We start from the raw sequence: 24,155 nt of genomic DNA on the forward strand, positions 1-24,155 counted from the left end.
AAAATGTAATATCCATTACGCTAAAGGGAGCAAACTCCTCGGCAACGCCGCCGACCGGCACTGGATGGAACATGAAGCAAAGCCAAACACCCTACGCAGACGCACTCAACGCCTTCAGCGAGCGAGACCTCGTCCGGGTCATCGTGCCCGGCCATGGAGCGGAAGGAGGCGGAGTTCCCGAACGTCTTCAGCAGTTCATCGGTTCCAAGCCTTTCCACAAGGACTTCACCCCGCTACTGACGGGCCTGGACAAAGGATCCGAAAATCCCTTGGATCAGGCCAAGGAACTGGCTGCGCAGGCATGGAACGCCCGCAGGGTATGGTTCCTGACCAATGGCGCCTCTCAGGGCAACCGCATCACGGCCCTGGCATTGCGTGGACTGGGCGAGGGCCTGCTTGCCCAGCGCAGCACCCACAGCTCCTTTGTTGACGGGCTGGTCCTTTCTGGCCTCACCCCCGAGTTCGTGCTGCCCTCCTTGGACCTGAAGCGCGGCATCGCCCACGGCGTCTCGGCCGAAGCTGTCGAAAAGCGGCTGGCGGAACTCCCTATTCCGCCGGTCGCGGTGTACATCATCAGTCCGAGCTACTTCGGCGCCGTAGCAGACATTGAACGGATTGCCGCCGTTGTGCATGCCCACGGGCTTCCCCTCGTGGTCGATGGTGCTTGGGGCGCTCACTTCGGGTTCGGATCCTCCATCCCGGAAAACCCGATCAATCTGGGCGCTGACCTCGTCATTTCCAGCACCCACAAACTGGGGGGCAGTCTCACCCAGTCGGCGATGCTGCACCTGGCCGAAGGCCCCTTCGCCGACCAGCTCGAACCCCTGATCAACAGGGCGTTCGGCCTGACGCAGTCCACGTCCGAGAACACTTGGCTCTTGGCATCGCTGGACATCGCACGGCATTTTCTGGTCACGGGCGAGCACCACATCGAAGCGTCCGTTCAAGCCGCGAACAAGCTTCGCCGCCTTGTCCGGGAGACCGCTTACCTGGAACTCGTCGAGGACTCCTTCGATGACTTCCCGGACATCCTCACCCACGACCCGCTGCACGTTGCCATCGATGTCTCCGGCACGGGCGTTTCCGGCCATGAGCTGAAGGAATATGTCGCTGACGAACATGGTGTCTACTTCGAGGCCTCCACGCACAATTCGGTCGTGGCCCTGATCGGCGCAGGAGCGACGCCCGACGCCGCCCGCATCGTCGACAGCATTGAGCACGCCCGATCAGCCCTTGGCGGAGGAGAACTTGCCTCAACGAACCTCGCCGATCTCGGCATCCCGATTCCTGCCGCAGGCCGGCGCTTGATCTCCCCCAGAGATGCCTTCATGCACGAGCATGACCTCGTTCCGGCTGGGGAGGCTGTCGGCAGAATCTCCGCCGACACCCTAGCCGCCTACCCGCCCGGGATCCCCAACCTGCTTCCCGGAGAAGAAATCACCCAAGAAACAGTGGATTTCCTCTCCAGGGTCGCAGCAAGCCCAGGAGGGTACGTCCGGGGAGCGGTCGACCGGGACAGCGCAACGTACCGCGTGGTCCGCACCGAGTCCTGATGTCCAGCACGACCCACTGACTACCAGACTGTAAGGAAAACACACATGAAAAACTTGTCCACCGACGTCGTCATCATAGGCGCCGGAATGGCGGGCCTCACTGCCGCCACCAACCTGCTTGCCAAGGGCGCCGACGTCGTGGTCCTTGAAGCCCGTGACCGCGTCGGCGGCCGCGTTCACAGTGAAACCCATGACGGATGCCTCGTCGAAGTCGGTGGCCAGTGGATCGCCCCGGACCAGGAAAAGCTCCTCGCACTGCTCAAGGAACTTGGCCTTGAGACCTACTCCCGCTACCGCGAAGGCAAGAACGTCTACGTCAATGCGGACGGCGAAAACCGCCAGTATGAAGGGGAGATCTTCCCCACCAGTCCCGCAACGGAAGCCGAAATCATCCGGCTTATTGACGTACTCAACGCCCTCTCCCATGAGATCGACCCCGCAAGCCCGTGGGAGCACCCCAACGCCGCCCAGTACGACTCGATCTCCTTCGCCTCATGGCTGGCCCAGCAATCCACCGACGACGAAGCCCGCGACAACGTGGCCCTGTTCGTGGCCGGGGCCATGCTCACCAAGCCCGCCTACGCCTTTTCCCTCCTGCAGGCGCTCATGATGGCAGCCAGCGCCGGCGGGTTCAATGAACTGGTCGATCCGGACTTCATCCTGGATCAGCGCGTCAAAGGCGGCATGCACCAGGTTCCTGCACTCCTGGCACAAAATATCGGACCGGACCGGATCCACCTCAACACCGATGTCCGCAGCATCACCACCGCCGCGGGTATCGTCACGGTCGCCGCTGACGGCATTACCGTCCAAGCCAAGGACGTCATCATCGCCCTTGGACCGCACCTGCTCTCACGGATCGACTTCCAGCCAGCCCTGCCCTCGGTCAAGCAGCAGATGGCCCAGCACCTCTCCAGCGGCCAGGTCATCAAGGTCCAGGCCTTTTACCCGGAGGCTTTCTGGCGCACACAGGGGCTCTCCGGAACCGCATTCAGCCCGTACCAGACAGTTCACGAGGCCTACGACAACACCCCCGATGGCTACGAGGGGGGCACACTTGTCGGATTCGTCTCCGACCACGTCGCCGATGGCCTGTACGAGAAGTCAGCGGCTGAACGCAAGCAGGCCATTCTGGAATCCTTTGCCGCATACTTCGGTCCCGCAGCACTGAATCCCACCGTCTACTACGAAAGCGACTGGGTCAACGAGGTCTACACCCGCGGGGCGTACGGGACCAGCTTCGACATCGGCGGCCTGACCAGGTACCGCGGCAACATCAGGAGCAGCGTCGGCCACATTCACTTCGCCTGCTCGGACATCGCCGGCGTCGGATACACCCACATCGACGGGGCCATCCGCATGGGAGAAGCAGCCGCAGCAGCAGTACATCCCTGACCTCCACACGTAAAGCGTCAGGCGGGCCTGATCCTCCAGGCCCGCCTGATACAAATATGCCCGCATAACGGCACGGAAGAGCGTTCGTTTGAAAATCGAACTCACCATTCAAACCCGGGCTCAGCGCGACGAAGCAATCAACTGGGCCATCACCATGGTCATACCATTCGCCCTCCAGCGCCGCTGCGGAATAACAGTCACCCTCGCTTCATCCAGCAGCTTTATCGTCGAAGCCGCCGCGGAAGTCCCCTTCGGGGAAACACTGGAACGCTGGCTGGACGACACTCCCGCCGCCTCCTAGCAGGCCTCTTCACAGTCAGGCCACAGACTCGTTTCAAATTGACCAGCCACGGCCGCGGAGTGGACTGGCCAGTTCCCTGATGCCGGAAGTTTCTGCCCATCCGCACGGTTCGACGGGGGATAGTCCTCCGGCGACCGGCTCGGTATGCGTTTCATGTTCAGAAGCCTCCTGATGCCCTGCCCCCCAACATGAAAATTCTATTACGTTTTACTACCATTCACTACTAAGTGAAACAAAAACTACGGGCTTCGGCTTGACGGACTGGTTCAGGGTCCTGTTGTGAGGAGATGGCCTGACCGAGGCAATCCTTTCCGAACCTACCGCAGCCAAGGCGGCATCACTCCGCCACGGACCGGCCGGCATCGACGGTCACTGGGACCACCGCCTCGCCGTCGCGCGCATGCCGTCGGCATACCTCTTGGATGAGCGATTACATTGTCTAACGAGGGGGCTGACAAACTGGCAAACGCGGGTATCTGAAGGCCGGGAGTAGCGACCGAATGGGATGTAATACTTGGGGCCATGGGAGTGGGTACAGCTTCAGGTACGGCTCTACGGATTGCGACGGTGTTGCGACGCTGGCCGCTCGTGGCCTTGGGCGCGAGCTATCTCGCGTGCGTGGCGTCTGTGGCCGTGGTCAACGGGTTCTTTCCTAAGATCGTTACCGGGGCTTGGTATCAGATGAACGATCCGTTCTCTGATGCAGCGTTCGCCGTGAGGCTGATCCTTTCTCCGCTCGGCATCGCCGCCTGGGGAACAAGCAATCGTATCCGGGTCCATCAGGACTACAAGAGCACCTCACAAAGGAGTCCGGCGCATATTGGCGCGGGGATTCTCTGGGCACTCCTTGCTCTCATCTCGATACCTGTCACCATGCTGATCCTTAACGTCACCAAGTTGCAGGTCATCCTCATTATCTACAGCTCGCGCCCTTAGGTCAGGCGCCCTTGGCATCCTGGGCATCCATAACCGTGGAAACATGCATTAGATGCAGGAAACCTAGAGTCGTAAGGGATCCGGGCGCCAGAGACCGTCCAGGACGCGAGTATCTACGTAATCAGCAAAGTCGGCCTGACCTGTAGAAACGCCGGATTCGTTGATGCACGGGAGTTCTCGCAGCCACTTCTACTCCCGTGTTTTAACTGGCAGCGGGACGTGTTGGTGTGGGACGAGTTGGCGTCTGCTCCGGGCGCATGAAGTCCGCGTCGTAGGTTGAGTGCATGAAGGCACGGCTTGTTGATGAGCGAGACACAGTATGGGAATCGACCACCTCTGATTTTCGGGTCTTCCTGGTGGACGGTCATTCTGTGTCGGCTTTTAATCTTGATTCCGTGAGCCTTGCTGAGGCTTCAGCATGGGCCGGTGAGAACGCGCCTCCTAGCGTCAAGGTTTCCGTCGCTTTGCGAGAAGTCGATGCTGCAGGGCAGCCTGGATTACGGTGGCTAGTTGGTCAGCCGGTATGAGGAAGAGGCGCTTGAGGCGGAATAACAACCATGAGGCCAGCACGAGTTGTCCATATCATGAGTCATGAGCACGCTTCCTAAGTCCTTGTCTCCAGTTTTAGCCCTGCTTCTGGCGGGCTGTGCTGGATCGCAAGCGGGGTCGTTTCAACGTTCCATCAGCGAGGACGACTCTTGGAATGTAGGTGCGATTCATCCCAGATATGACTCGCTGAGTCCCCTGCGATGAAGACCCAAGTGTCGAAAGAGCAGTGGTAAGTGCAGATCTTCCGGCCTCGCATCTTGGGATCAGGCTCGTGCCTGGTTCGACAGAAGAGGATGCGGTACGTATCGCCGAATGCCTCGCCCGCGTTCTCTCTAATGGCGAGATATGGATCGCTTCGCCGGAATAGGCGCAATGCGTGGCCTAGTAGCCCCTGCGAAGAGGCAGCGATGGTTTGTCGTGACTTGAACTTGGTGCGTGGAGCGACGAGATGTATTCCATGTAGTTGGCCGAAGAGGCCAGTGCGTGGCGATCGATCGTGGCCGGGGCGTAGCCGAGAGCTTCGGCGATGATGGCCACCGGAGCGATTTTCGTAAGCTCGTGTAGGGTTCCGAGTCTGGCGGCCCGGCTGCTGAACGCGGCGCTGAGGCGCTGGGTGAGGGTTGAAGCGCGAAGATGCCGGCCGGGGGCGCCGCCGCGGAACACCCAGTTGCTGTTGGGGTGCGCTGCTGTTTGATCGTGGGTCGGGGTGGCTGCGAGTTCTCTCCAGGGCTCATCGAGCGGCGAGGTGAGTGCGATCTCGACGGCTCCGAAGGTGACCGTGACCAGATCCTCTGTCACCTTGACGTCGTGCCACGTCAGCTGGATGATGTCGGAAACCTGTTGGCCAAAGACCAGAACGAGGATGGCCGCTGCTCGGTCCCGCGGGCTCATGTCGGTCGTGTGGCTGAGGCCGCGGACGAGCTCTGCTTGAGCGGCTGCATCGAGTCTTGGGCTGGTGCCGCGACGGTGGGGCTGCAGCTTCAATGAGGGATCGATAAGGCTGGTTCTGGTGGCCCAGTCGAGGAAGCGTGAGGCAATGCCCCGTGTCGTTGGGCCTTCTGCCTGCCATCGGTCCAGGTGGGCTTGGGTCAGTGCTGCGAGTTCAGTGTCTCGTTCGGTGAGCCAGTTCAGCAGTTCGATGCCGACGGTGACTGATTGTTTGGCCCGCAGGAAGGTGCCTTGGGTGACCTCGTCCATCTGGTTCATCCGGCGCTGGTGGTGCCAGCGGATGTAGCGCCGGATGATGTCCCGATGGTTCTGGCTGGTGATCCGCTCGAGTGCCTGCTCGGCCCATTCAGCAAACCTTGCGCTGAGTTCATCGCGGCGCGGCAGCGCCTGGTGTTCGACGAGTAGTCCTCGGACGTATTCGCGCGTGCGGGATGCCGGTAGTTCGTCGAGGTGGGTGTGGGTGATCACAGGCGTGGCCGCCAGTTGCTGGAGGAAAGCGGTGACGTGCGGTTGCTGGATCCAGGTCATGCCACTGTTGGCCCGCTTCATGGATTTCAAGGCGGTGGCGACTGCCCGGAGCGCCGGGGAGGGTGGTTGGTTATCCGGTGGACTGAGGAGCCTGTCGACGGTGGCCGCGAGGATGCATGACCAGCATCGGTTCCCTGAGTGGAGTTCATCCTCGTTCCCGCATCCGATGCAGTCGATGTTGAGCTGGACTCCGGAGCAGCTTCGGCATGCCGGCAGCGTGTCGACGCGGCCGGGCAGGACACCCTCGTGACCGCAGGCGCAGGTGCCTCGGGTTCTTTTGGCCTGCTGGTAGCAGTAACCGCAGATTCCGCCGTCCGGCCAGCGGACCGCGATTTGATGGTGTTCACCGCAGCGTCCGCATGGTTCAGGCCATCTGACGGGGTCTCCGGCTTTTCGTGGCCTAGGCATCTTCATCCGGTGGCAGCACGCGGATCCGTCGAGCGATCGGCGCACCGGGGGCGATGCCAAGGTCCTCTGGCTTCTTCGGGGCGTTGGCGGTCTTCGCGGCGCGCATCTGCACGTAGGGTTCGAAGAGGTCGTTGGGCGTGCATTCCAGGATGTCGCAGAGCGCCGCGAAGGTCTGGGCTGGAATGCGTTCCGGCGTTCCGGTGACGAGCCGGTGGACCTGGGCGTTGGAAAGATTGATACCCCGGGATTTCAGCAGGGGGAGAAGCTCGGTGGTCTTCCAGAGGTTCCGTTGGGCCATCAGCTGCCGAAGATTCCAGCGGTAGCCAATCCGTCGCTGTTCAGCCATGGCCGTTCCCCTCATTTGTGCCGCCGCTGCGCAGCCGCTGGGCGATCATTCTCTGGATGGTCTTCTGTTTGAAGTCCGCCGACACGGAAGTATAGAGGGCCGTGGTCGAGGAGTAGCTGTGCCCGACCTGCTGCTGGATAAACAACGGGTCGTAGCCGGCCTCGATCAGGTGCGTCACGTACGAATGCCTCAACGTGTGCAGGGAAAGTTCCTCCGGGAGCCCGGCGATTTTCCTCACCCGCTGGAAAGAGCGGTCAAAATTGCGGAAAACAGTGGAGCCGGAGCGTTCCGAGGGCCACAGGCTGGCTGACCGGTCGGCGGTGGGGAAACGTTTCCGGCCGTCAGGGGAGAGCCAATACTCAAGGAGCCCGACGACCCAATCGAATTCGGGGACAGTCAGAACCGTGCGTCGGCGGGGGCCTGAGCCCCTGGTTCCCTTGGCCCAGCGCACCTGGAGCGCCCCGAACCGGCCGAAAGACTCAACGTGCGGGTTGGGCCCGAAGTCGACATATTCGAGCATCGCCAGCTCACGCCGCCGCAGCCCGTAAGCGTAAGCGACCTTGAACGCCGTCGAGTCCCTCAAGGCTGGAAGCCAGCGCTTGGATCCCTTGGCAAACTCAGTGTCCACCAAGTCGTCGGCGGCGTCGAAGAACGCCTGCAGCTCGGCCCTGGTAAACGCCCGGCGGCGTGCCGGCATCGCATCATCCGTTGTATGCCGGGGCGAGTTCCACTCGAATACGACCTGCACCGGGATGTCCGAGAAAACCCGTTCGCAGAACGCCGCCCAACCGTAGCGCCCATCAGTCAGGTATGAGCAGAACGCCCTGATAGACCCGGAATTAGCCCGCAGCGTCGATAACGCCAAACCTTTCTCGGAGCTCCGCCGGTCCGCCAGGAACTCATCCACGTGATGCGCCGACCACGTCCACGGGTACTCATTCGCATGCTCCTGAAACCGCTGGACCGTCCCGCACGAGCTCTTGATATACGACGTCGACAGCCCGCGTGCCAGCATCTGCGCCCGCCAGCCATCTAGCATCGCTTCAAAGACGCGGTCCTCGGCACGCAGCAGCCCGACATTCACGTTGGTTAGAAAGGACGGAATCCGCCCAGGTTCGATGCTCACCGACCTAACTGTACGCAAAATTCTCTCATCTAATGAGAGATTACGTCGCCGAGCCGCACGGCCTCGCGCATTCACTCGCGACAAGCCCATGGCGCTTCAGTACTGCAACGCCTACCTGACCTGCGAAAACACGAGAAAGCGGGATGGGACGGGTTCTCTCATCTACTTCTACTCGTCCTACTTAAGCGCCGATAATCCACGTTCCGTCAACCTACGTTCTGGTTGCTACGTCCATAGTGTGGAGTTTGCCCAGTCAGGTGGGGCTCCCATATGCGAGATAGGCAGCAACTTTACATGGGGGTATGAGCGAAGAACTGCAGGCAGAAGCTGGGAACGCCCTACGTCCAGGCTTCGGAGCATGTGCTGGACAAGGGTGAGCTGTCCGAAGGTTCGGTTCATCTCCGAACGAGCTTGGTCCAGCGCAGGGAGTTGACCAACGGAGGGCAGCTTTGGCTTGATCGCGTGGACTTTGTTGAAAAGTCTTCCGTGGTGAGCGCAGATATTTCTCACCACGTTGAGCGATTTCATCCAAGACTCCAGCTGCGGGGCGGTCAAACCAAACTTGCCTGCTATGCCGTCCTGGATCTGCCGAGGCGAGAACCCGTACAGGTACGTCAAAGCACCCCAGTCGAGAATCTCCACCGCCGCCCAAACTGGAAGCGTCCCGCCATACTTGGCATGGTGGTGCTTGACGAAATCTTCCTTCGAATCGGCCATGGCTTTCTTATAGCGCTGCATCCAGGTCGCATAGGAGGGCCCCTGGGACGCACGCGGACCTAAAAGTGACGGCTTAAGATGCGCACACTCGTCAATCGTTCCCAACGCATGCCCAACAAGAGCTCGCAATGCCAGCTCGATCGGCGTTAGAGCGGAGAAAGTTGCCGTTCGAAGACTCGCATCGAAGGTATACAGGCTAACGACATCGCCGAAGGTAGTTCCGGGATAAAACCTGTCTTCGCGGACCGTGGTTCCTTGGCGTCGGAACGAATACCAGTAGCCGCTTAGCCGGTAGTAGTTGATGCGTTGGAGCTGCTTGATCGCAGCGTCCCTATCTCCGATACGCATCCCTCGGGATGCAAGGAGGTCGACCTGCTCGTCGTAGGTCTTGTAGGCCTTGACGGATACGGCCAACTGAGCCTCCTGCTCAGAGAAAATGAAGACCGGCCCTGGACCTAACAAAGTAGGCGGAACCGGTCGTAGTGCTTCAACTATATCGGGTTTCAGCCCTGAGCCCCAAAATGACCAGAGCGGACTGGACGACCAGCCCATTGCGCCCCCGCGCCGACTTCCGCCAATAAGCGCACTTTCGTCAACCTAGGGGATCGGCAGGACTTTGCGGGCCCTGTCCTAGAGGGCCGTCTCCGTCACGAGGACTAGGACGGTCGGGTAGAGCCGGAGGGTGACCAGAGTGTTGTGTCGATGGGGGAGAATTCTGTGTCATGTTGGTCGAGCCGACGCATTCTGGATCCGACGGCTGCTGTGAGGGTTTGGGCGTTGAGTGGTGTTGTGAAGGCGTTCTCGACGTGAGTATATTCGGCTGCGAGCCGACCGATGGGAGACAGACCACCGGTGTCAATGCGTCCTCGCTCCAGGTACAGGTCGTCTCGGATGTGGAAGTGAAGGATCTCGCCCCAAACGACGTTTTCTGTGTCGCTAACTGGGATGATTCTGTCCAGTCGGCACTCGTAAGCGATGGGCGCGGTTGCTATGCGCGGCACGGCAATGCTCACTGATGCGGCTTTTTCCAGACCGAGGATTTCGAACTCGTCTTCCTCGGGTTCGTATTCGTATGCGGACCGGTGGACGGCGTCGGAATCGGCCAGCGTTGCCATGTTGACCACGAACTCTCGGGTGTCCCGGATGTTGATGAACGTGTCTTTGAGCGAGACACCGTCCGTTCGTGGTTGCAGTGAGAGGGAGATCTTGGGAGGCCGGCGGCCTACTGCAGTGAAAAAGGAAATGGGTGCAACGTTTGCTACGCCATTGTGTGAGAGCGTACTGACCCAAGCAATGGGGCGGGGAAGTATTGAACCGATGAGCAGTTTGTAGGCGGCCGCTTCGCTGAGTGTATCGGTGTTGATGATCATGTTGTTCAACCTTTGAGGCAACAGGCTTACCTGTGTGTGGGCGCACAGCAAGCAGGGGAGTGTGAGGTATTGGTTCGGGACCAGGTCGAATCAGAGGCGGGTCCACCCGTAGTGCGATGAGGTTGTTCTTGCAGGAGGGTTAGTGCAAGGTAATGCGCTCTCGGTGTGCTCGGACGTTGGCCCGGTTGCCGCAGAGTTTGACGTCGTGCCAGACTCCGCTGTTGTTGTTGGATCGGTCGTAGAAGATCACGTCGCAGCCGTGGGCCTTGCAGCTTTTCATCCGCTTCAGGCTGTCGACCGTTTGGGCGTGGTGGCACAGCAGCAGGACTGCTTCTTCGTAGTAACGCCAGCCTTCACCGTCGGGTTTTAGCTCTATGCCGTGTGCTGTCACGGTCAATGTCGGGCGGTACTCGCCGATGGCGGGCGCGGCATCCGGCGCCGGCTGTGTTGTGGCTTCTTGATACAGGGCATGGAAGAGGTGTGAGCGGAGTGTCAGGAGGCGCTGCCGGTCATGCTCGGTGAGCTGCGGGAGTTTTTTTGCCCATCCGAAGTCGTCAGTGGCTTTCCATTGGTCCATCACGGAGGCGGCCCACTGTTGGGATGATTCGAGGCTTCCGAGCAGGTCCGGGCGGGGTGTCGTTTTTCCGGAGCCTATGGTGTTGAGGAAGTCCTGGACGAGGCCCAGGTTTCCGGGGGCAACCGTTAGCCCGAACCGGGCAGTTGCTGGCCATTCCATAAGGTTTCCGTATCGTTCGCGCATCCTGACAACTCCTTCACACTTTACTCGTGGTGCTGAAGGTGCTGCTGGAACCAGCGCAGAGCAGCGCCGGAGGTCGTGTGGAACTCGGACAGATAACCGTCAAAGTGTCCTCCCGGGAAGAGGACGAGTTCTTTCGGCGGCAGGGCCCGCTGGTACGCCTCCAGTGCCAGGTCCGTAGGGGTGACGGTGTCATTGTCTGCCACGACCATCATCAGGGGCGTCGGGGATATCCGTGGGATGTAGGTTCCGGGTTCGTAGGCGCGCGCTGCCCGGGTGGAACGGATCGTGACGTTGTTTTCCCAGGCGCCGTCGGGCAGTGGCTGGAGGTAAAACGAAATCGCCTCCGGGTCAGTGTAGGCGGCGGGGACTGATCCGTCCGATACCAAGGCGATGCGGTGTGGTTCCTGTCCCTGCAGCTGGGCCAGCTCGTCAGCGGCAAAGGATTTCTCCAGTGCCTCCAGTGCTGCCGGGGGGATGCGACGGAGTCCTTGCTGGTAACCGCTGATGGTTGGTACCTGCGCCACGACGGCCTTAATTCTGGGGTCGGTGGCTGCCATGACGATGGCGTGGCCGCCGGAATAGCTTGAGCCCCAGAGACCGATCTTTTCGGCATCGACCTCGTCGCGGTTTTGGAGGTAGGTGACGGCGCGGCGCCAGTCGTCGATCTGCCGCCAGGGGTGGATGTCCTGGCGCGGGGTTCCGCCGCTGTGGCCGAATCCTCGGTGGTCATGCAGTAGGACTACGAACCCGGCATCAGCGAAGGCTTCTGCGTATGGCAGCGTGCCGTGTTCTTTGACGCCTCCATATCCGACAGTCATCGTCACTGCAGGGTAGGGACCCTGGCCTGTGACGGGAATGTAGAGGTTTCCGCTTAGTTGAATATCGCCATCGGCGGGGAAGCCAACTTCGTGGAGTGTGTGGCGCGAAGGGTGCTCAGTCATGGGGACGGAAGTGTCCTTCCTGGATTTTTCCTTTGGTTCGTTCATACATTTCGGCAGAGAACTCCAAGACAGCGGCCAGTGGCCTGTGGCTGATGGAGATGTGCCGGATCAGTCCGTCTTCGTTGCGTGTCAGGACTGTTACTCCGGAGAAGCTCACTCCCGAGGCTCCGGTTGCTTCCCATTCGATGTAGGTGCGTTCGCCGTTGGTGGCTTCGTGCGTGAACTTCAGGGCCGTGTAGTAGTTGCTGGCCGCTCCCATTGATGCTTGGACGTCGGCGCGTCCGGTGATGGGTTTGAGGAGGGCCGTGGCTTCCAAGACGACGTCTTCGGTGAAAGCCTCCCCGAAAGCGTCTTCAGATTTGGCCTCGAATGCGTCAGTCCAGGTGGTTTCGGTGATGTCGGTGGTTTTGATGTCCCCGGCGGTGCCTGCGGGTTCAGGATGGTTCATGGTCAGTGTCCTTCGTTGGCGGTACGTGCGCCGCGGTGGGTGCTGGCGAGTAGTGCGAATCCTGCGGCGGCGATGAACAGTGGGATGGCGAAGGCGATAAAGATGGCCCCGATGCCCCATCCTGCCGCGATCATGAGGCCTCCGAACAGGCCGGAGAGGATAGCCCCGAGTTTTCCTGCCGAGTGCATCCATGAGACACCGGTGGCCCGTGCATGGGGCGGGAAAACTTCGGACGCGAAGGCGTTCATGCCGCCGTTGGATCCTCCGTTGAGCATTCCCCAGACCAGGCCGAGGATGAGGAGCGCGGCCAGTTGCCACTGGCCGAATGCGACGACCGCGATGGAAACAGCCGTGAGGGCCAGTCCGGTGATGAGGACGCGGTAGGGGCCGAATTTGCTCATGGTGTATCCGATGAGCAGGGATCCGATCAGTCCGCCCCAGCCGGCCATGCCGATGACCTGTCCGGAACCTTCTGCGCCGGTGCCCATTTTGGCCATGATCAGGGGGAGGTATCCGATGAGAACGTAGGTGACGGTGCAGTTGACCAGGTAGGCGAACCACACGACGGTACTGGTGAGGATAAGTTTCCGCGACAGCACTGTTCTGATCCCGCCGTCCACAGCCAGTGTCTCAGCACCTCCGGCCTCGACCGGTGCCGCTTCGGGCGTGTCCTGGTTTAGTGAGTTGGCCAGCTTGTGCAGGGTTCGCTGTGCGCGCGGCTGTTTGGCGGGGTTGCGCATCAGCAGTGTCAGGGATTCGGGCAGGAACAAGGCGATGAGGGGGAGCAGGATCAGGCCGGCGACACCGCCGACGATCAGCAATGAGGGCCATCCGAGAGTGGGCACGATGAATGCTGCCATGTACCCCACGACGGCTTGGCCGAGCGGGAAGCCGCAGAACACGGCCGTGATGAGGAGGGCACGGCGTTTTTGCGGCAAGTACTCGGACACCAGGGTGATGGCAGTAGGCATTACCGCACCCAATCCGGCACAAGCAATTGCACGGCAGATTCCGATAGTTTCAAAGGACGTGGCCGTGCCGGCCACCAGGAGGGAGACTGCGAACAGTGCAACGCTGGTCAGGAGCGTGGGCTTGCGGCCGAACCGGTCAGCAAGCGGTCCGGCTACCAGGGCGCCGACAGCAAGGGTAACGTACCCAGCGGTTGCCACGACGGTCACTTGCTGGACCTGCACCCCCCAGTCGGCGATGACGTGCGGGTACACGAAGCCCCAGACGCCGATGTCGATGCCATCCAACAGGACGCAGAGGAAACCGACCAGAATGAGGGCGATCCTCCGCGAACCCAGCTTGTCCGTATCCAGAAGACCTCGGATAGTCAGGCCGGGCGTGTGGAGTGAAGTTTCGGACATGGTCAGGCCTCCACACGGCTAAAGGATTGCGCGAAACTCTGAACGGCATTTGCGACTTCGACTGGCTGTTCTAAGTGGGGAAGGTGCCCGGCCTTGTCGACGCAGACGGTGGCGAGATGCTCAAAGCGGTGAAGGACGCCGTTGGCCAGGAGCTGATCGGTGACGAACGGGTCTTCTTTGCCGTTGACCACCAGGGTCGGGCCGCTGTAGCCGGAGCTGTCCAGGCCGGCAGGATCGCCGTCGTTCCAGGCGTCGAAAACTTCGGCGACGACGGCGGGAGCGGGTGCGGTTCCGGAGGCGATCAGGCGTTCCAACGCGTGCGGAGTGAGGGAAACGGTGACGCCCAGCCGTCCCTGCCGCTGCGCCTCCGCGTCACCGCCCAGGCGACGGAACGATTCGGCGGTCTCTCCATTGAGGTGGACTCCAGCAAGGGGGATCGGCGTGAGGAGAACGAGGCCGGCGACCCGGTTTGGTCGTTCTGCCGCCGCGAGCTCGACGATCTGGGCACCCATGGAGTGGCCGACGAGGACCACCGGTGTAGTTGAGGCGTCTATCTCCTGGATGACTGCCTCGGCCAGGGACCGCAGGGTGAACGGTCCCTTGTCGTTGCTGCGTGTTCCGGCTCCCGGAAGGTCGATTGCGTGGCTGTCGACCTCGTCACCGAGCACTTGGGTGACGTCGTTCCAGACGGTGTGGTCGTCCAGGAAGCCGTGCACGAGAACGACTCGTGGTGCCGGTTCAAGGTGATGCTGTGACATGTTCTGGTGACTCCTTTGTCAATGCGAACTGGTTTGATTGCCCCTCGAGGGACGATTAGGTAGCTCAGCGCGTGGCGTTGAGTATCCCCACGGCCCCGTACCAGGCCGGTCCGGGGTTGATGCGGTGAGGGTAGAGGCGGAGGATCGCGTCGTAATACTCTTCCGGAGCCGATACCGTGGAAAGCAGCCGTTTGGCGTCTTTGAGGTACTGCCGGGTCTCCTCGATCGTGCCGGGGTCATCCGGGGCCCCTGGTGCTTTATGCCCGGCGACAACAAATTTCGGGTTCAGTGCCTCGATGGTGTCCAAGGCATTCAACCAGGAGTCGAAGCCCTCTCCGGTGGCTTCGATCAAATACTGGTGGACACCGTTGTAGACCGCATCGCCGGCAACCACAAGACCAATGTCGGGGACCCACAGCGCCGTCGTGTCGTCAGTGTCAGTGTGTCCCAACTCAATGGGAACCATAGAGTGATTCTCCAGCGTGAACCCTGCCGCGGGAACCTCCTCGGCCAGGAGCGGTGACGGTGGCACCAGCCCCGGGAAGACCGCATCCCACAGAGTTTCACGTCCGACGGTGGCCTGCTCCTCCATAGCCCGTATGGTTCCTGCCGTTGCAAATACCGTCACCCCGGGAAATTCCGACAACAGTTCGCCTGCCCCGAGCCAGTGGTCGCCATGACCGTGGGTGATGTAGACGTAGCGCAGGGTCTTGCCGGAGTCACGAACCCAGTTACGCACCCGCTCGACCTGGCCATAGGTGTAAGGGGCGTCCACCAGGACGGCGTCGTGTTCCCCGCTGATCAAGGTGACGCTCAAGGGCGAGGACACTATGGACTCCCCGGACGGCAGCCGCTGGTCACTGACCCTCGGCGTCCCGTCCAGGACCAGTACTTCATAGGACAAATCCGTCATAACTGCAGCTCCATTCCGGTCGACGCCGACCGCCTCCAAATGTGTGTAATAAGCATCATTTTGATGCCTCTTACCGCTTGATGCTGTAATAGTCACACAAGTCATGCCTATTACACAAGGGGTTGCAGCGGTTTCTCGGGACAGGGGACAAAACTGCGGCCGATGGAGGCATCTTCACCACGATTTGAAGGGAGACAGCACATGGCGTTCAAAGCCCTGTTGGCCACCAAGAACGGCATAGGAGTCACGACCAATCTGGTCGATCTGTCGGAGGAAGAGCTCATGCCCGGAGATGTGACCGTACGGGTCGACTACTCCACCGTCAATTACAAAGACGCACTTGCGCTCAGCGGACGATCCGAAATCATCCGCCGGTTTCCCCTCGTGGGCGGAATCGACTTGGCCGGAGTCGTTGAGGCATCAGAGTTCCCCGGTATCGAGCCAGGTGACCGGGTTGTTGGCAACAGTTGGGGGCTCAGCCAAACGCACCATGGGGGTTTCGCGCAGAAGGCACGGCTGAGCGGCGAATGGCTCGTCAAGTTACGGAAGCGTTTACGACCAAAGACGCTATGGCGATCGGCACCGCAGGCTACACGGCCATGTTGTCGGTACTGGCCCTGGAACATGGTGGTGTAACCCCTGACAAGGGCGACGTTCTTGTGACCGGAGCCAACGGCGGCGTCGGATCCATAGCCATCGCCTTGCTCGCCGACCTGGGGTACCGCGTCATCGCTTCCACCGGGCGGACTGAGGAAAGCACGTACCTTCATAACCTGGGGGCCGCCGAAATCATCGACCGCCAGGCTCTTTCCGAGCCGGGAAGCCCGCTCGCCGCCGAACGCTGGGCCGGTGGGGTGGACTCTGCCGGGGGACAGACCCTTGCCAATGTGCTCGCCCACACCAAATACCGCGGCGTTGTGACTGCGAACGGACTCGCCCAAGGAACAGACCTGCCGGGCTCCGTTCTGCCTTTCATCATCCGAAACGTCACTCTGGCCGGCATCGACTCCGTAAACGCGCCACGCGACATACGCCTGCGGGCATGGTCGCGGCTGGCGAACGACCTCGATCTGGAAAAACTTGCACGCACGACCAGCACCATCAGCCTCAAGGACGTCCCCGGCATCATCCCGCAAATGTTCCAAGGAAAAGTTCAAGGCCGCATCGTCGTCGACGTCAACGCATAGAACCCTGGCCACCTCCGCTAGCGCGCGCCAACCGCTCACCCGGGAGGGCGCAACAAAAGTCCCCCGCCGCTGCGCAGGAGCAGCAGCGGTGCACTTTCGTACGAGCAACGAAACAGGAGCACAACATGACCGGCATTGACGGCTCAACCGTCCTGATCACCGGAGCCGGCGGCGGCCTTGGCCGCCAATGGGTCCAACAAGTGCTTTCTCCCGCGGCGCAACCAGGGTCTACGCAGCTACCCGCTCCCGCGTGGACTGGGACGACGCCAGAATCGTCCCGTTACATCTGGATGTCACCGAAGAAGATTCCATCGCCGAAGCAGCCGCAATAGCATCGGACACCACCATCCTTGTCAACAACGCCGGCATCCCGCAGTACGAGCCCATCTCCACCGTGAGCACAAGCCGGCTGCGCGAAGTCTTTGACGTCAACTTTTTCGGGGCTGTCGCTATGGCTCAACACTTCGCGCCGCATCTGAAGACCAATGGTGGCGGCGCCATCGTCAACGTCTTGTCCCTGCTCAGCTGGTACGCCTGGAGCGGCGGATACAGCGCAGCGAAAGCTGCGTTCTGGTCGGCAACAAACTCCCTCCGCCTCGAATTGCAATCCCAAGGAACGCAGGTTCTCGCCCTCCATATGGGTTACGTCGATACCCCAATGACAGCAGGCGTCCACGCACCAAAAGCCAGCGCAAATGAAATCGTCACCGCTGCCCTCAACGCCCTGGAAGCCGACGACTTCGAAGTGCTCGCCGACGACGCGAGCTCAAGGATCCGCAACGCACTCAGCGAGCCACTCACCTCGTTGTACCCGGAACTCACCACCAAAGCGAGTCCTCCAAGCAACTGACCGCACCCAAGCAGCAAGAGTCTGACAGGGCGAGTTGACCGCGGCATCCACGGGCATCAACTCGTCCTACTCGAACGCCGATAAGCGCACATATGTCGTGCTGAGATCCCGCCAACAGACGCAGTCCACCATCTCGAAGACCATCTCACCCTAGAGCGGATCAGCGGGCGAGGATCCCGCGTAAGCAACTCCGCACCACAAGTCCGATGGCAGCCGCCGCTTCTCAATGGGGTGCGTCGGCTGCCCGTTCCGGAACTGGCAGCGGGACGTGTTGGTGTGGGACGAGTTGGCGTCTGCTCCGGGCGCATGAAGTCCGCGTCGTAGGTTGAGTGCATGAAGGCACGGCTTGTTGATGAGCGAGACACAGTATGGGAATCGACCACCTCTGATTTTCGGGTCTTCCTGGTGGACGGTCATTCTGTGTCGGCTTTTAATCTTGATTCCGTGAGCCTTGCTGAGGCTTCAGCATGGGCCGGTGAGAACGCGCCTCCTAGCGTCAAGGTTTCCGTCGCTTTGCGAGAAGTCGATGCTGCAGGGCAGCCTGGATTACGGTGGCTAGTTGGTCAGCCGGTATGAGGAAGAGGCGCTTGAGGCGGAATAACAACCATGAGGCCAGCACGAGTTGTCCATATCATGAGTCATGAGCACGCTTCCTAAGTCCTTGTCTCCAGTTTTAGCCCTGCTTCTGGCGGGCTGTGCTGGATCGCAAGCGGGGTCGTTTCAACGTTCCATCAGCGAGGACGACTCTTGGAATGTAGGTGCGATTCATCCCAGATATGACTCGCTGAGTCCCCTGCGATGAAGACCCAAGTGTCGAAAGAGCAGTGGTAAGTGCAGATCTTCCGGCCTCGCATCTTGGGATCAGGCTCGTGCCTGGTTCGACAGAAGAGGATGCGGTACGTATCGCCGAATGCCTCGCCCGCGTTCTCTCTAATGGCGAGATATGGATCGCTTCGCCGGAATAGGCGCAATGCGTGGCCTAGTAGCCCCTGCGAAGAGGCAGCGATGGTTTGTCGTGACTTGAACTTGGTGCGTGGAGCGACGAGATGTATTCCATGTAGTTGGCCGAAGAGGCCAGTGCGTGGCGATCGATCGTGGCCGGGGCGTAGCCGAGAGCTTCGGCGATGATGGCCACCGGAGCGATTTTCGTAAGCTCGTGTAGGGTTCCGAGTCTGGCGGCCCGGCTGCTGAACGCGGCGCTGAGGCGCTGGGTGAGGGTTGAAGCGCGAAGATGCCGGCCGGGGGCGCCGCCGCGGAACACCCAGTTGCTGTTGGGGTGCGCTGCTGTTTGATCGTGGGTCGGGGTGGCTGCGAGTTCTCTCCAGGGCTCATCGAGCGGCGAGGTGAGTGCGATCTCGACGGCTCCGAAGGTGACCGTGACCAGATCCTCTGTCACCTTGACGTCGTGCCACGTCAGCTGGATGATGTCGGAAACCTGTTGGCCAAAGACCAGAACGAGGATGGCCGCTGCTCGGTCCCGCGGGCTCATGTCGGTCGTGTGGCTGAGGCCGCGGACGAGCTCTGCTTGAGCGGCTGCATCGAGTCTTGGGCTGGTGCCGCGACGGTGGGGCTGCAGCTTCAATGAGGGATCGATAAGGCTGGTTCTGGTGGCCCAGTCGAGGAAGCGTGAGGCAATGCCCCGTGTCGTTGGGCCTTCTGCCTGCCATCGGTCCAGGTGGGCTTGGGTCAGTGCTGCGAGTTCAGTGTCTCGTTCGGTGAGCCAGTTCAGCAGTTCGATGCCGACGGTGACTGATTGTTTGGCCCGCAGGAAGGTGCCTTGGGTGACCTCGTCCATCTGGTTCATCCGGCGCTGGTGGTGCCAGCGGATGTAGCGCCGGATGATGTCCCGATGGTTCTGGCTGGTGATCCGCTCGAGTGCCTGCTCGGCCCATTCAGCAAACCTTGCGCTGAGTTCATCGCGGCGCGGCAGCGCCTGGTGTTCGACGAGTAGTCCTCGGACGTATTCGCGCGTGCGGGATGCCGGTAGTTCGTCGAGGTGGGTGTGGGTGATCACAGGCGTGGCCGCCAGTTGCTGGAGGAAAGCGGTGACGTGCGGTTGCTGGATCCAGGTCATGCCACTGTTGGCCCGCTTCATGGATTTCAAGGCGGTGGCGACTGCCCGGAGCGCCGGGGAGGGTGGTTGGTTATCCGGTGGACTGAGGAGCCTGTCGACGGTGGCCGCGAGGATGCATGACCAGCATCGGTTCCCTGAGTGGAGTTCATCCTCGTTCCCGCATCCGATGCAGTCGATGTTGAGCTGGACTCCGGAGCAGCTTCGGCATGCCGGCAGCGTGTCGACGCGGCCGGGCAGGACACCCTCGTGACCGCAGGCGCAGGTGCCTCGGGTTCTTTTGGCCTGCTGGTAGCAGTAACCGCAGATTCCGCCGTCCGGCCAGCGGACCGCGATTTGATGGTGTTCACCGCAGCGTCCGCATGGTTCAGGCCATCTGACGGGGTCTCCGGCTTTTCGTGGCCTAGGCATCTTCATCCGGTGGCAGCACGCGGATCCGTCGAGCGATCGGCGCACCGGGGGCGATGCCAAGGTCCTCTGGCTTCTTCGGGGCGTTGGCGGTCTTCGCGGCGCGCATCTGCACGTAGGGTTCGAAGAGGTCGTTGGGCGTGCATTCCAGGATGTCGCAGAGCGCCGCGAAGGTCTGGGCTGGAATGCGTTCCGGCGTTCCGGTGACGAGCCGGTGGACCTGGGCGTTGGAAAGATTGATACCCCGGGATTTCAGCAGGGGGAGAAGCTCGGTGGTCTTCCAGAGGTTCCGTTGGGCCATCAGCTGCCGAAGATTCCAGCGGTAGCCAATCCGTCGCTGTTCAGCCATGGCCGTTCCCCTCATTTGTGCCGCCGCTGCGCAGCCGCTGGGCGATCATTCTCTGGATGGTCTTCTGTTTGAAGTCCGCCGACACGGAAGTATAGAGGGCCGTGGTCGAGGAGTAGCTGTGCCCGACCTGCTGCTGGATAAACAACGGGTCGTAGCCGGCCTCGATCAGGTGCGTCACGTACGAATGCCTCAACGTGTGCAGGGAAAGTTCCTCCGGGAGCCCGGCGATTTTCCTCACCCGCTGGAAAGAGCGGTCAAAATTGCGGAAAACAGTGGAGCCGGAGCGTTCCGAGGGCCACAGGCTGGCTGACCGGTCGGCGGTGGGGAAACGTTTCCGGCCGTCAGGGGAGAGCCAATACTCAAGGAGCCCGACGACCCAATCGAATTCGGGGACAGTCAGAACCGTGCGTCGGCGGGGGCCTGAGCCCCTGGTTCCCTTGGCCCAGCGCACCTGGAGCGCCCCGAACCGGCCGAAAGACTCAACGTGCGGGTTGGGCCCGAAGTCGACATATTCGAGCATCGCCAGCTCACGCCGCCGCAGCCCGTAAGCGTAAGCGACCTTGAACGCCGTCGAGTCCCTCAAGGCTGGAAGCCAGCGCTTGGATCCCTTGGCAAACTCAGTGTCCACCAAGTCGTCGGCGGCGTCGAAGAACGCCTGCAGCTCGGCCCTGGTAAACGCCCGGCGGCGTGCCGGCATCGCATCATCCGTTGTATGCCGGGGCGAGTTCCACTCGAATACGACCTGCACCGGGATGTCCGAGAAAACCCGTTCGCAGAACGCCGCCCAACCGTAGCGCCCATCAGTCAGGTATGAGCAGAACGCCCTGATAGACCCGGAATTAGCCCGCAGCGTCGATAACGCCAAACCTTTCTCGGAGCTCCGCCGGTCCGCCAGGAACTCATCCACGTGATGCGCCGACCACGTCCACGGGTACTCATTCGCATGCTCCTGAAACCGCTGGACCGTCCCGCACGAGCTCTTGATATACGACGTCGACAGCCCGCGTGCCAGCATCTGCGCCCGCCAGCCATCTAGCATCGCTTCAAAGACGCGGTCCTCGGCACGCAGCAGCCCGACATTCACGTTGGTTAGAAAGGACGGAATCCGCCCAGGTTCGATGCTCACCGACCTAACTGTACGCAAAATTCTCTCATCTAATGAGAGATTACGTCGCCGAGCCGCACGGCCTCGCGCATTCACTCGCGACAAGCCCATGGCGCTTCAGTACTGCAACGCCTACCTGACCTGCGAAAACACGAGAAAGCGGGATGGGACGGGTTCTCTCATCTACTTCTACTCGTCCTACTTCCGGCCCGATAATGAAGATTTGGTCAGTCCGGGGGAGCGGTCGGGTTCGCTCACCTGAGCGCCCACGGCAAGAGCTGGGTCATCGGCATTGTTGGGGTCAAACACCCGGGTAACGCTGGCGAATGGTTGTTTGAGCAGGGAGCGGCCAATGGCCAGCCCGAAGTAGCCGGCGCCGACCAGACCGTAACGGATCTCTTTCATGGGAATTCCTTTCGAGGAAAGTTGCAGCGAGCGAACTGGTGTCTGTGTTTCTGGATGCATTCCTGTTTTAGGAGGCATTCCTCTCGAGGCCGCCACTTGGACCGGCCGGCCTGAGGAGACCGAGGCGTAGGCTGCTTCGATAACGGCCAGGCTTGCCGCAGCGTCGGAATGATGAGTTCGAGCACCTGCAGGCCAGTACGCTGTCTGCAACCCACCGGCTAGAGTGACAGCGGACCGGACTGCTCGTAGACGTTCACGGCGAACGTCCAGTACATTAGGTCGGAACTCATTGTTAGCGCTAACAAGACGAAGGATCGCTAGTGAATACTCCTGACGCCACCGCCGAAGTCGAAGCCATCCTTGCCGGGCGCGGACGTCTGGGAATTGAACTGGGCTCGACCCGCATAAAAGCTTGTCTCATTGGTGATGAGCCCCGTAGCGTGCTTGCACTCGGGAGTTCCACTTGGGAAAACAGCTTCGAGAATGGATTCTGGACCTACTCACTGGAGGAAGTTTGGTCAGGAATTCAGACCGCCTACGCTGATCTTGTGGCGGACGCGGAGCGCAGGCACGGAGTACACCCTAGGGCCCTGCGGTCAATTGGCGTGTCTGCGATGATGCACGGCTATCTCGTCTTTGACAGTTGTGGCAAATTGCTCGTGCCGTTCCGAACATGGCGGAACACCACCACCGGCAAGGCAGCGCATGAACTCACTGCTCTCTTCGAGACAAACATTCCCCTTCGATGGTCCGTAGCCCACCTGCATCAGGCTGTTTTGGATCATGAACCCCACGTGCGCGAGATTGACTTCATGACCACGCTTGCGGGCTATGTCCATTGGCGATTAACCGGTCGGAAGGTCATTGGAGTCGGTGATGCGTCCGGCGTGTTTCCCATCGACGCGTCAACACACACCTACGATGCCGAGTTGCTGAAGCGTTACAGCATTCTTATTGCCGAGACCGCCCCGGGACTGGAGATTGGAGGATTGTTACCCGAAGTCCTCGTCGCCGGTAACGATGCCGGCTCACTGACTGAAACCGGCGCCCTCTTGTTGGACCCGACGGGGGTCTTAGAATCAGGAGCTGTCTTTTGTCCCCCGGAAGGTGATGCGGGCACGGGCATGGTTGCCACCTGTTCCGTAGCCCCGCGCACTGGGAATGTCAGTGCTGGCACCAGCATATTTGCGATGGTGGTGCTCGAGCGTCCACTTACCCGGCTGCATCATGAACTCGACATGGTCTCAACACCTGCCGGAGCGCCCGTGGCGATGGTGCACTGCAACAATGGTGCGAGTGAGCTTGCCGCCTGGGTTCAGCTCTTCACCCGCTTCGCAGCGGCGGCAGGGGCCTTCATCGAATCGGATACGGCTTTCGAGGCGCTCCTGCAGGAGGCTCTGGCAGGAGAAGCAGATGCCGGAGGGCTACTCGCCTATAACCAGCTTGCCGGGGAACCCATCGCAGGCCTCAGCGAGGGGCGCCCTCTCGTTGTCCGGCCTCCGGACAGTGCTTTCACGCTCGCCAACTTCATGCGGGCCCAGCTATATGGAGTATTCGCCACACTCATTCTCGGCATGCAGGTGCTTGCCGCCGAGGATGTAGCCATCGACCGAATGTTCGCCCACGGCGGGGTGTTCCGTACCGCTGGTATTGCCCAGCGGTTCCTAGCGGGCGCGCTGGACGCCCCTGTTTCGGTGGCAGAGTCTGCTTCCGAGGGCGGGGCATGGGGGATTGCCGTGCTTTCCGCCTTCGTAACGGATCCCTCCGACGACCTCGACGGGTACCTCCGGAACACCGTCTTCCGCGGGGCAGTATTTGAAACTACCAATCCGGAGGCAGAGGACGTCGCCGGGTTCACCAAGTTCCTCGAACGCTACAGTGACGGCCTCGCAGTCCAGCGTGCCGCCGTCAATACCCTCAGCCTCAAAGGATGACCCGAGGACCATCTCCAAAGATAAATGTCCCGGCTCAACTCCTGATTACGTCATAGAAGCAGTGACTATGTCGGTGCTGAAGTCTCAGCACTGCACGCGAAGCTGGTCTGCTACAACCTTGTCGTCCGGACCGGAGGTATCGGCTCGGGTCGTGTCGCGCGCACCAACTACTTCGTGATCAAACCCAGCGGAGGTAAGCACGACGAGCCAGCCCAGGGAATATGATCCTGCGCTCCTTGACGGCAAGGTAGTACCGGGGTCCGTGGGTTCTGCAAGAGCATCCCAAGTGACACCGCCGCGCATGTCTACGCCGCCTACCGGCACATGCCCGAGGTGGGGAGCGGTCCACACCCACTTGCCCTACGCGGCCGTCTGGGCCGCGCATGGCGATCCCATTCCCTGCTTGACTACCGCTATTTCAAGACCAAGGGCGTGGACGGGATGGTGGCGTTCGTGTCACGCTAGGACACCCTGCCACC

23 protein-coding genes are annotated in these 24,155 nt (G+C 61.0%); 8 read left to right on the top strand and 15 right to left on the bottom strand.

Annotated elements, in window-relative coordinates; translation table 11 throughout:
* Positions 1-71 precede the first annotated feature (71 nt).
* The 4 genes from ACUYMZ_RS00930 to ACUYMZ_RS00945 all read left to right on the top strand — a co-directional run bounded on the left by ACUYMZ_RS00930 (position 72) and on the right by ACUYMZ_RS00945 (position 4,185).
* Complete coding sequence (locus tag ACUYMZ_RS00930; RefSeq protein ID WP_481601792.1) at positions 72-1,553, top strand: aminotransferase class I/II-fold pyridoxal phosphate-dependent enzyme; 1,482 nt, start codon at positions 72-74, stop codon at positions 1,551-1,553.
* Positions 1,554-1,598: 45 nt separating this feature from the next.
* A complete protein-coding gene (locus tag ACUYMZ_RS00935) occupies positions 1,599-2,948 on the top strand; it encodes a flavin monoamine oxidase family protein (RefSeq protein ID WP_481601793.1) in 1,350 nt (449 codons plus the stop codon).
* An 88-nt stretch (positions 2,949-3,036) separates the two neighbouring features.
* Positions 3,037-3,249 (top strand): hypothetical protein, encoded by a 213-nt coding sequence (locus tag ACUYMZ_RS00940; protein ID WP_481601794.1) that lies wholly within the window; start codon positions 3,037-3,039, stop codon positions 3,247-3,249.
* A 522-nt stretch (positions 3,250-3,771) separates the two neighbouring features.
* Positions 3,772-4,185, top strand: coding sequence for a hypothetical protein (locus ACUYMZ_RS00945; protein ID WP_481601795.1), 414 nt, complete (start codon positions 3,772-3,774; stop codon positions 4,183-4,185).
* Between the two features lie 930 nt (positions 4,186-5,115).
* Here ACUYMZ_RS00945 and ACUYMZ_RS00950 read toward each other — a convergent pair.
* The 11 genes from ACUYMZ_RS00950 to ACUYMZ_RS01000 all read right to left on the bottom strand — a co-directional run bounded on the left by ACUYMZ_RS00950 (position 5,116) and on the right by ACUYMZ_RS01000 (position 15,367).
* Entirely contained in the window at positions 5,116-6,231 is a 1,116-nt protein-coding gene (locus ACUYMZ_RS00950) for a Fis family transcriptional regulator (protein WP_481601663.1), read from the bottom strand.
* Positions 6,232-6,610: 379 nt separating this feature from the next.
* Complete coding sequence (locus ACUYMZ_RS00955) at positions 6,611-6,964, bottom strand: helix-turn-helix domain-containing protein (protein ID WP_144648897.1); 354 nt, start codon at positions 6,962-6,964, stop codon at positions 6,611-6,613.
* Positions 6,957-8,090: a tyrosine-type recombinase/integrase gene (locus ACUYMZ_RS00960; protein ID WP_481601664.1), complete on the bottom strand. Its 1,134-nt coding sequence runs from the start codon at positions 8,088-8,090 to the stop codon at positions 6,957-6,959. Before ACUYMZ_RS00960 ends, ACUYMZ_RS00955 begins: the two co-directional genes overlap by 8 nt.
* 225 nt (positions 8,091-8,315) lie before the next feature.
* Positions 8,316-9,221, bottom strand: coding sequence for an Abi family protein (locus ACUYMZ_RS00965; protein WP_481601796.1), 906 nt, complete (start codon positions 9,219-9,221; stop codon positions 8,316-8,318).
* A 242-nt stretch (positions 9,222-9,463) separates the two neighbouring features.
* Entirely contained in the window at positions 9,464-10,177 is a 714-nt protein-coding gene (locus tag ACUYMZ_RS00970) for a flavin reductase family protein (protein ID WP_481601797.1), read from the bottom strand.
* A 139-nt stretch (positions 10,178-10,316) separates the two neighbouring features.
* Positions 10,317-10,937 (bottom strand): CGNR zinc finger domain-containing protein, encoded by a 621-nt coding sequence (locus ACUYMZ_RS00975; protein ID WP_481601798.1) that lies wholly within the window; start codon positions 10,935-10,937, stop codon positions 10,317-10,319.
* 20 nt (positions 10,938-10,957) lie between these two features.
* Positions 10,958-11,878 carry an alpha/beta hydrolase gene (locus ACUYMZ_RS00980; RefSeq protein WP_481601799.1) on the bottom strand — a complete coding sequence of 307 codons (921 nt, stop codon included), beginning with the start codon at positions 11,876-11,878 and terminating at the stop codon, positions 10,958-10,960.
* On the bottom strand, positions 11,871-12,326 hold the full coding sequence (locus tag ACUYMZ_RS00985; RefSeq protein ID WP_481601800.1) for a nuclear transport factor 2 family protein: 456 nt from the start codon (positions 12,324-12,326) through the stop codon (positions 11,871-11,873). Before ACUYMZ_RS00985 ends, ACUYMZ_RS00980 begins: the two co-directional genes overlap by 8 nt.
* A 2-nt stretch (positions 12,327-12,328) precedes the next feature.
* A complete protein-coding gene (locus ACUYMZ_RS00990) occupies positions 12,329-13,696 on the bottom strand; it encodes an MFS transporter (protein ID WP_481601801.1) in 1,368 nt (455 codons plus the stop codon).
* Positions 13,697-13,698: 2 nt separating this feature from the next.
* Positions 13,699-14,454, bottom strand: coding sequence for an alpha/beta fold hydrolase (locus tag ACUYMZ_RS00995; protein WP_481601802.1), 756 nt, complete (start codon positions 14,452-14,454; stop codon positions 13,699-13,701).
* Positions 14,455-14,518: 64 nt separating this feature from the next.
* Positions 14,519-15,367, bottom strand: coding sequence for an MBL fold metallo-hydrolase (locus ACUYMZ_RS01000; RefSeq protein ID WP_481601803.1), 849 nt, complete (start codon positions 15,365-15,367; stop codon positions 14,519-14,521).
* 201 nt (positions 15,368-15,568) lie between these two features.
* Between ACUYMZ_RS01000 and ACUYMZ_RS01005 the strand changes: the two genes are divergently transcribed.
* The 3 genes from ACUYMZ_RS01005 to ACUYMZ_RS01015 all read left to right on the top strand — a co-directional run bounded on the left by ACUYMZ_RS01005 (position 15,569) and on the right by ACUYMZ_RS01015 (position 17,404).
* Positions 15,569-16,003, top strand: a complete 435-nt coding sequence (locus tag ACUYMZ_RS01005) for an alcohol dehydrogenase catalytic domain-containing protein (protein ID WP_481601804.1) — start codon at positions 15,569-15,571, stop codon at positions 16,001-16,003.
* Positions 15,937-16,554 (top strand): zinc-binding dehydrogenase, encoded by a 618-nt coding sequence (locus ACUYMZ_RS01010; RefSeq protein WP_481601805.1) that lies wholly within the window; start codon positions 15,937-15,939, stop codon positions 16,552-16,554. The genes ACUYMZ_RS01005 and ACUYMZ_RS01010 overlap by 67 nt, the downstream gene beginning before the upstream one ends.
* 187 nt (positions 16,555-16,741) lie before the next feature.
* Complete coding sequence (locus tag ACUYMZ_RS01015) at positions 16,742-17,404, top strand: SDR family oxidoreductase (RefSeq protein WP_481601806.1); 663 nt, start codon at positions 16,742-16,744, stop codon at positions 17,402-17,404.
* A 979-nt stretch (positions 17,405-18,383) separates the two neighbouring features.
* On the opposite strand, the gene ACUYMZ_RS01020 is transcribed toward ACUYMZ_RS01015, so the two are convergent.
* The 4 genes from ACUYMZ_RS01020 to ACUYMZ_RS01035 all read right to left on the bottom strand — a co-directional run bounded on the left by ACUYMZ_RS01020 (position 18,384) and on the right by ACUYMZ_RS01035 (position 21,742).
* Positions 18,384-19,499 carry a Fis family transcriptional regulator gene (locus ACUYMZ_RS01020; RefSeq protein WP_481601663.1) on the bottom strand — a complete coding sequence of 372 codons (1,116 nt, stop codon included), beginning with the start codon at positions 19,497-19,499 and terminating at the stop codon, positions 18,384-18,386.
* A gap of 379 nt (positions 19,500-19,878) precedes the next feature.
* Complete coding sequence (locus ACUYMZ_RS01025) at positions 19,879-20,232, bottom strand: helix-turn-helix domain-containing protein (RefSeq protein ID WP_144648897.1); 354 nt, start codon at positions 20,230-20,232, stop codon at positions 19,879-19,881.
* The gene (locus tag ACUYMZ_RS01030) at positions 20,225-21,358 is read right to left on the bottom strand and encodes a tyrosine-type recombinase/integrase (RefSeq protein WP_481601664.1); all 1,134 of its coding nucleotides are present in this window, start codon (positions 21,356-21,358) and stop codon (positions 20,225-20,227) included. Before ACUYMZ_RS01030 ends, ACUYMZ_RS01025 begins: the two co-directional genes overlap by 8 nt.
* A gap of 177 nt (positions 21,359-21,535) precedes the next feature.
* Positions 21,536-21,742 (bottom strand): hypothetical protein, encoded by a 207-nt coding sequence (locus tag ACUYMZ_RS01035; protein WP_481601807.1) that lies wholly within the window; start codon positions 21,740-21,742, stop codon positions 21,536-21,538.
* Positions 21,743-22,062: 320 nt separating this feature from the next.
* Here ACUYMZ_RS01035 and ACUYMZ_RS01040 point away from each other — a divergent pair, with 320 nt between their 5' ends.
* Positions 22,063-23,676, top strand: a complete 1,614-nt coding sequence (locus ACUYMZ_RS01040) for a xylulokinase (protein ID WP_481601808.1) — start codon at positions 22,063-22,065, stop codon at positions 23,674-23,676.
* Positions 23,677-24,155: the final 479 nt, after the last annotated feature.

This window comes from Arthrobacter sp. T572 (assembly GCF_056780115.1).

Excerpts from the sequence above, each read along its gene's own strand:
- ACUYMZ_RS00930 (WP_481601792.1), top strand. The coding sequence starts at position 72 with ATGAAGCAAAGCCAAACACCCTACGCAGACGCACTCAACGCCTTCAGC.
- ACUYMZ_RS00935 (WP_481601793.1), top strand. The coding sequence starts at position 1,599 with ATGAAAAACTTGTCCACCGACGTCGTCATCATAGGCGCCGGAATGGCG.
- ACUYMZ_RS00945 (WP_481601795.1), top strand. The coding sequence starts at position 3,772 with ATGGGAGTGGGTACAGCTTCAGGTACGGCTCTACGGATTGCGACGGTG.
- ACUYMZ_RS00950 (WP_481601663.1), bottom strand. The coding sequence starts at position 6,231 with ATGAAGCGGGCCAACAGTGGCATGACCTGGATCCAGCAACCGCACGTC.
- ACUYMZ_RS00955 (WP_144648897.1), bottom strand. The coding sequence starts at position 6,964 with ATGGCTGAACAGCGACGGATTGGCTACCGCTGGAATCTTCGGCAGCTG.
- ACUYMZ_RS00970 (WP_481601797.1), bottom strand. The coding sequence starts at position 10,177 with ATGATCATCAACACCGATACACTCAGCGAAGCGGCCGCCTACAAACTG.
- ACUYMZ_RS00975 (WP_481601798.1), bottom strand. The coding sequence starts at position 10,937 with ATGCGCGAACGATACGGAAACCTTATGGAATGGCCAGCAACTGCCCGG.
- ACUYMZ_RS00980 (WP_481601799.1), bottom strand. The coding sequence starts at position 11,878 with ATGACTGAGCACCCTTCGCGCCACACACTCCACGAAGTTGGCTTCCCC.
- ACUYMZ_RS00985 (WP_481601800.1), bottom strand. The coding sequence starts at position 12,326 with ATGAACCATCCTGAACCCGCAGGCACCGCCGGGGACATCAAAACCACC.
- ACUYMZ_RS00990 (WP_481601801.1), bottom strand. The coding sequence starts at position 13,696 with ATGTCCGAAACTTCACTCCACACGCCCGGCCTGACTATCCGAGGTCTT.
- ACUYMZ_RS00995 (WP_481601802.1), bottom strand. The coding sequence starts at position 14,454 with ATGTCACAGCATCACCTTGAACCGGCACCACGAGTCGTTCTCGTGCAC.
- ACUYMZ_RS01000 (WP_481601803.1), bottom strand. The coding sequence starts at position 15,367 with ATGACGGATTTGTCCTATGAAGTACTGGTCCTGGACGGGACGCCGAGG.
- ACUYMZ_RS01005 (WP_481601804.1), top strand. The coding sequence starts at position 15,569 with ATGGCGTTCAAAGCCCTGTTGGCCACCAAGAACGGCATAGGAGTCACG.
- ACUYMZ_RS01010 (WP_481601805.1), top strand. The coding sequence starts at position 15,937 with ATGGCGATCGGCACCGCAGGCTACACGGCCATGTTGTCGGTACTGGCC.
- ACUYMZ_RS01015 (WP_481601806.1), top strand. The coding sequence starts at position 16,742 with ATGGGTCCAACAAGTGCTTTCTCCCGCGGCGCAACCAGGGTCTACGCA.
- ACUYMZ_RS01020 (WP_481601663.1), bottom strand. The coding sequence starts at position 19,499 with ATGAAGCGGGCCAACAGTGGCATGACCTGGATCCAGCAACCGCACGTC.
- ACUYMZ_RS01025 (WP_144648897.1), bottom strand. The coding sequence starts at position 20,232 with ATGGCTGAACAGCGACGGATTGGCTACCGCTGGAATCTTCGGCAGCTG.
- ACUYMZ_RS01035 (WP_481601807.1), bottom strand. The coding sequence starts at position 21,742 with ATGAAAGAGATCCGTTACGGTCTGGTCGGCGCCGGCTACTTCGGGCTG.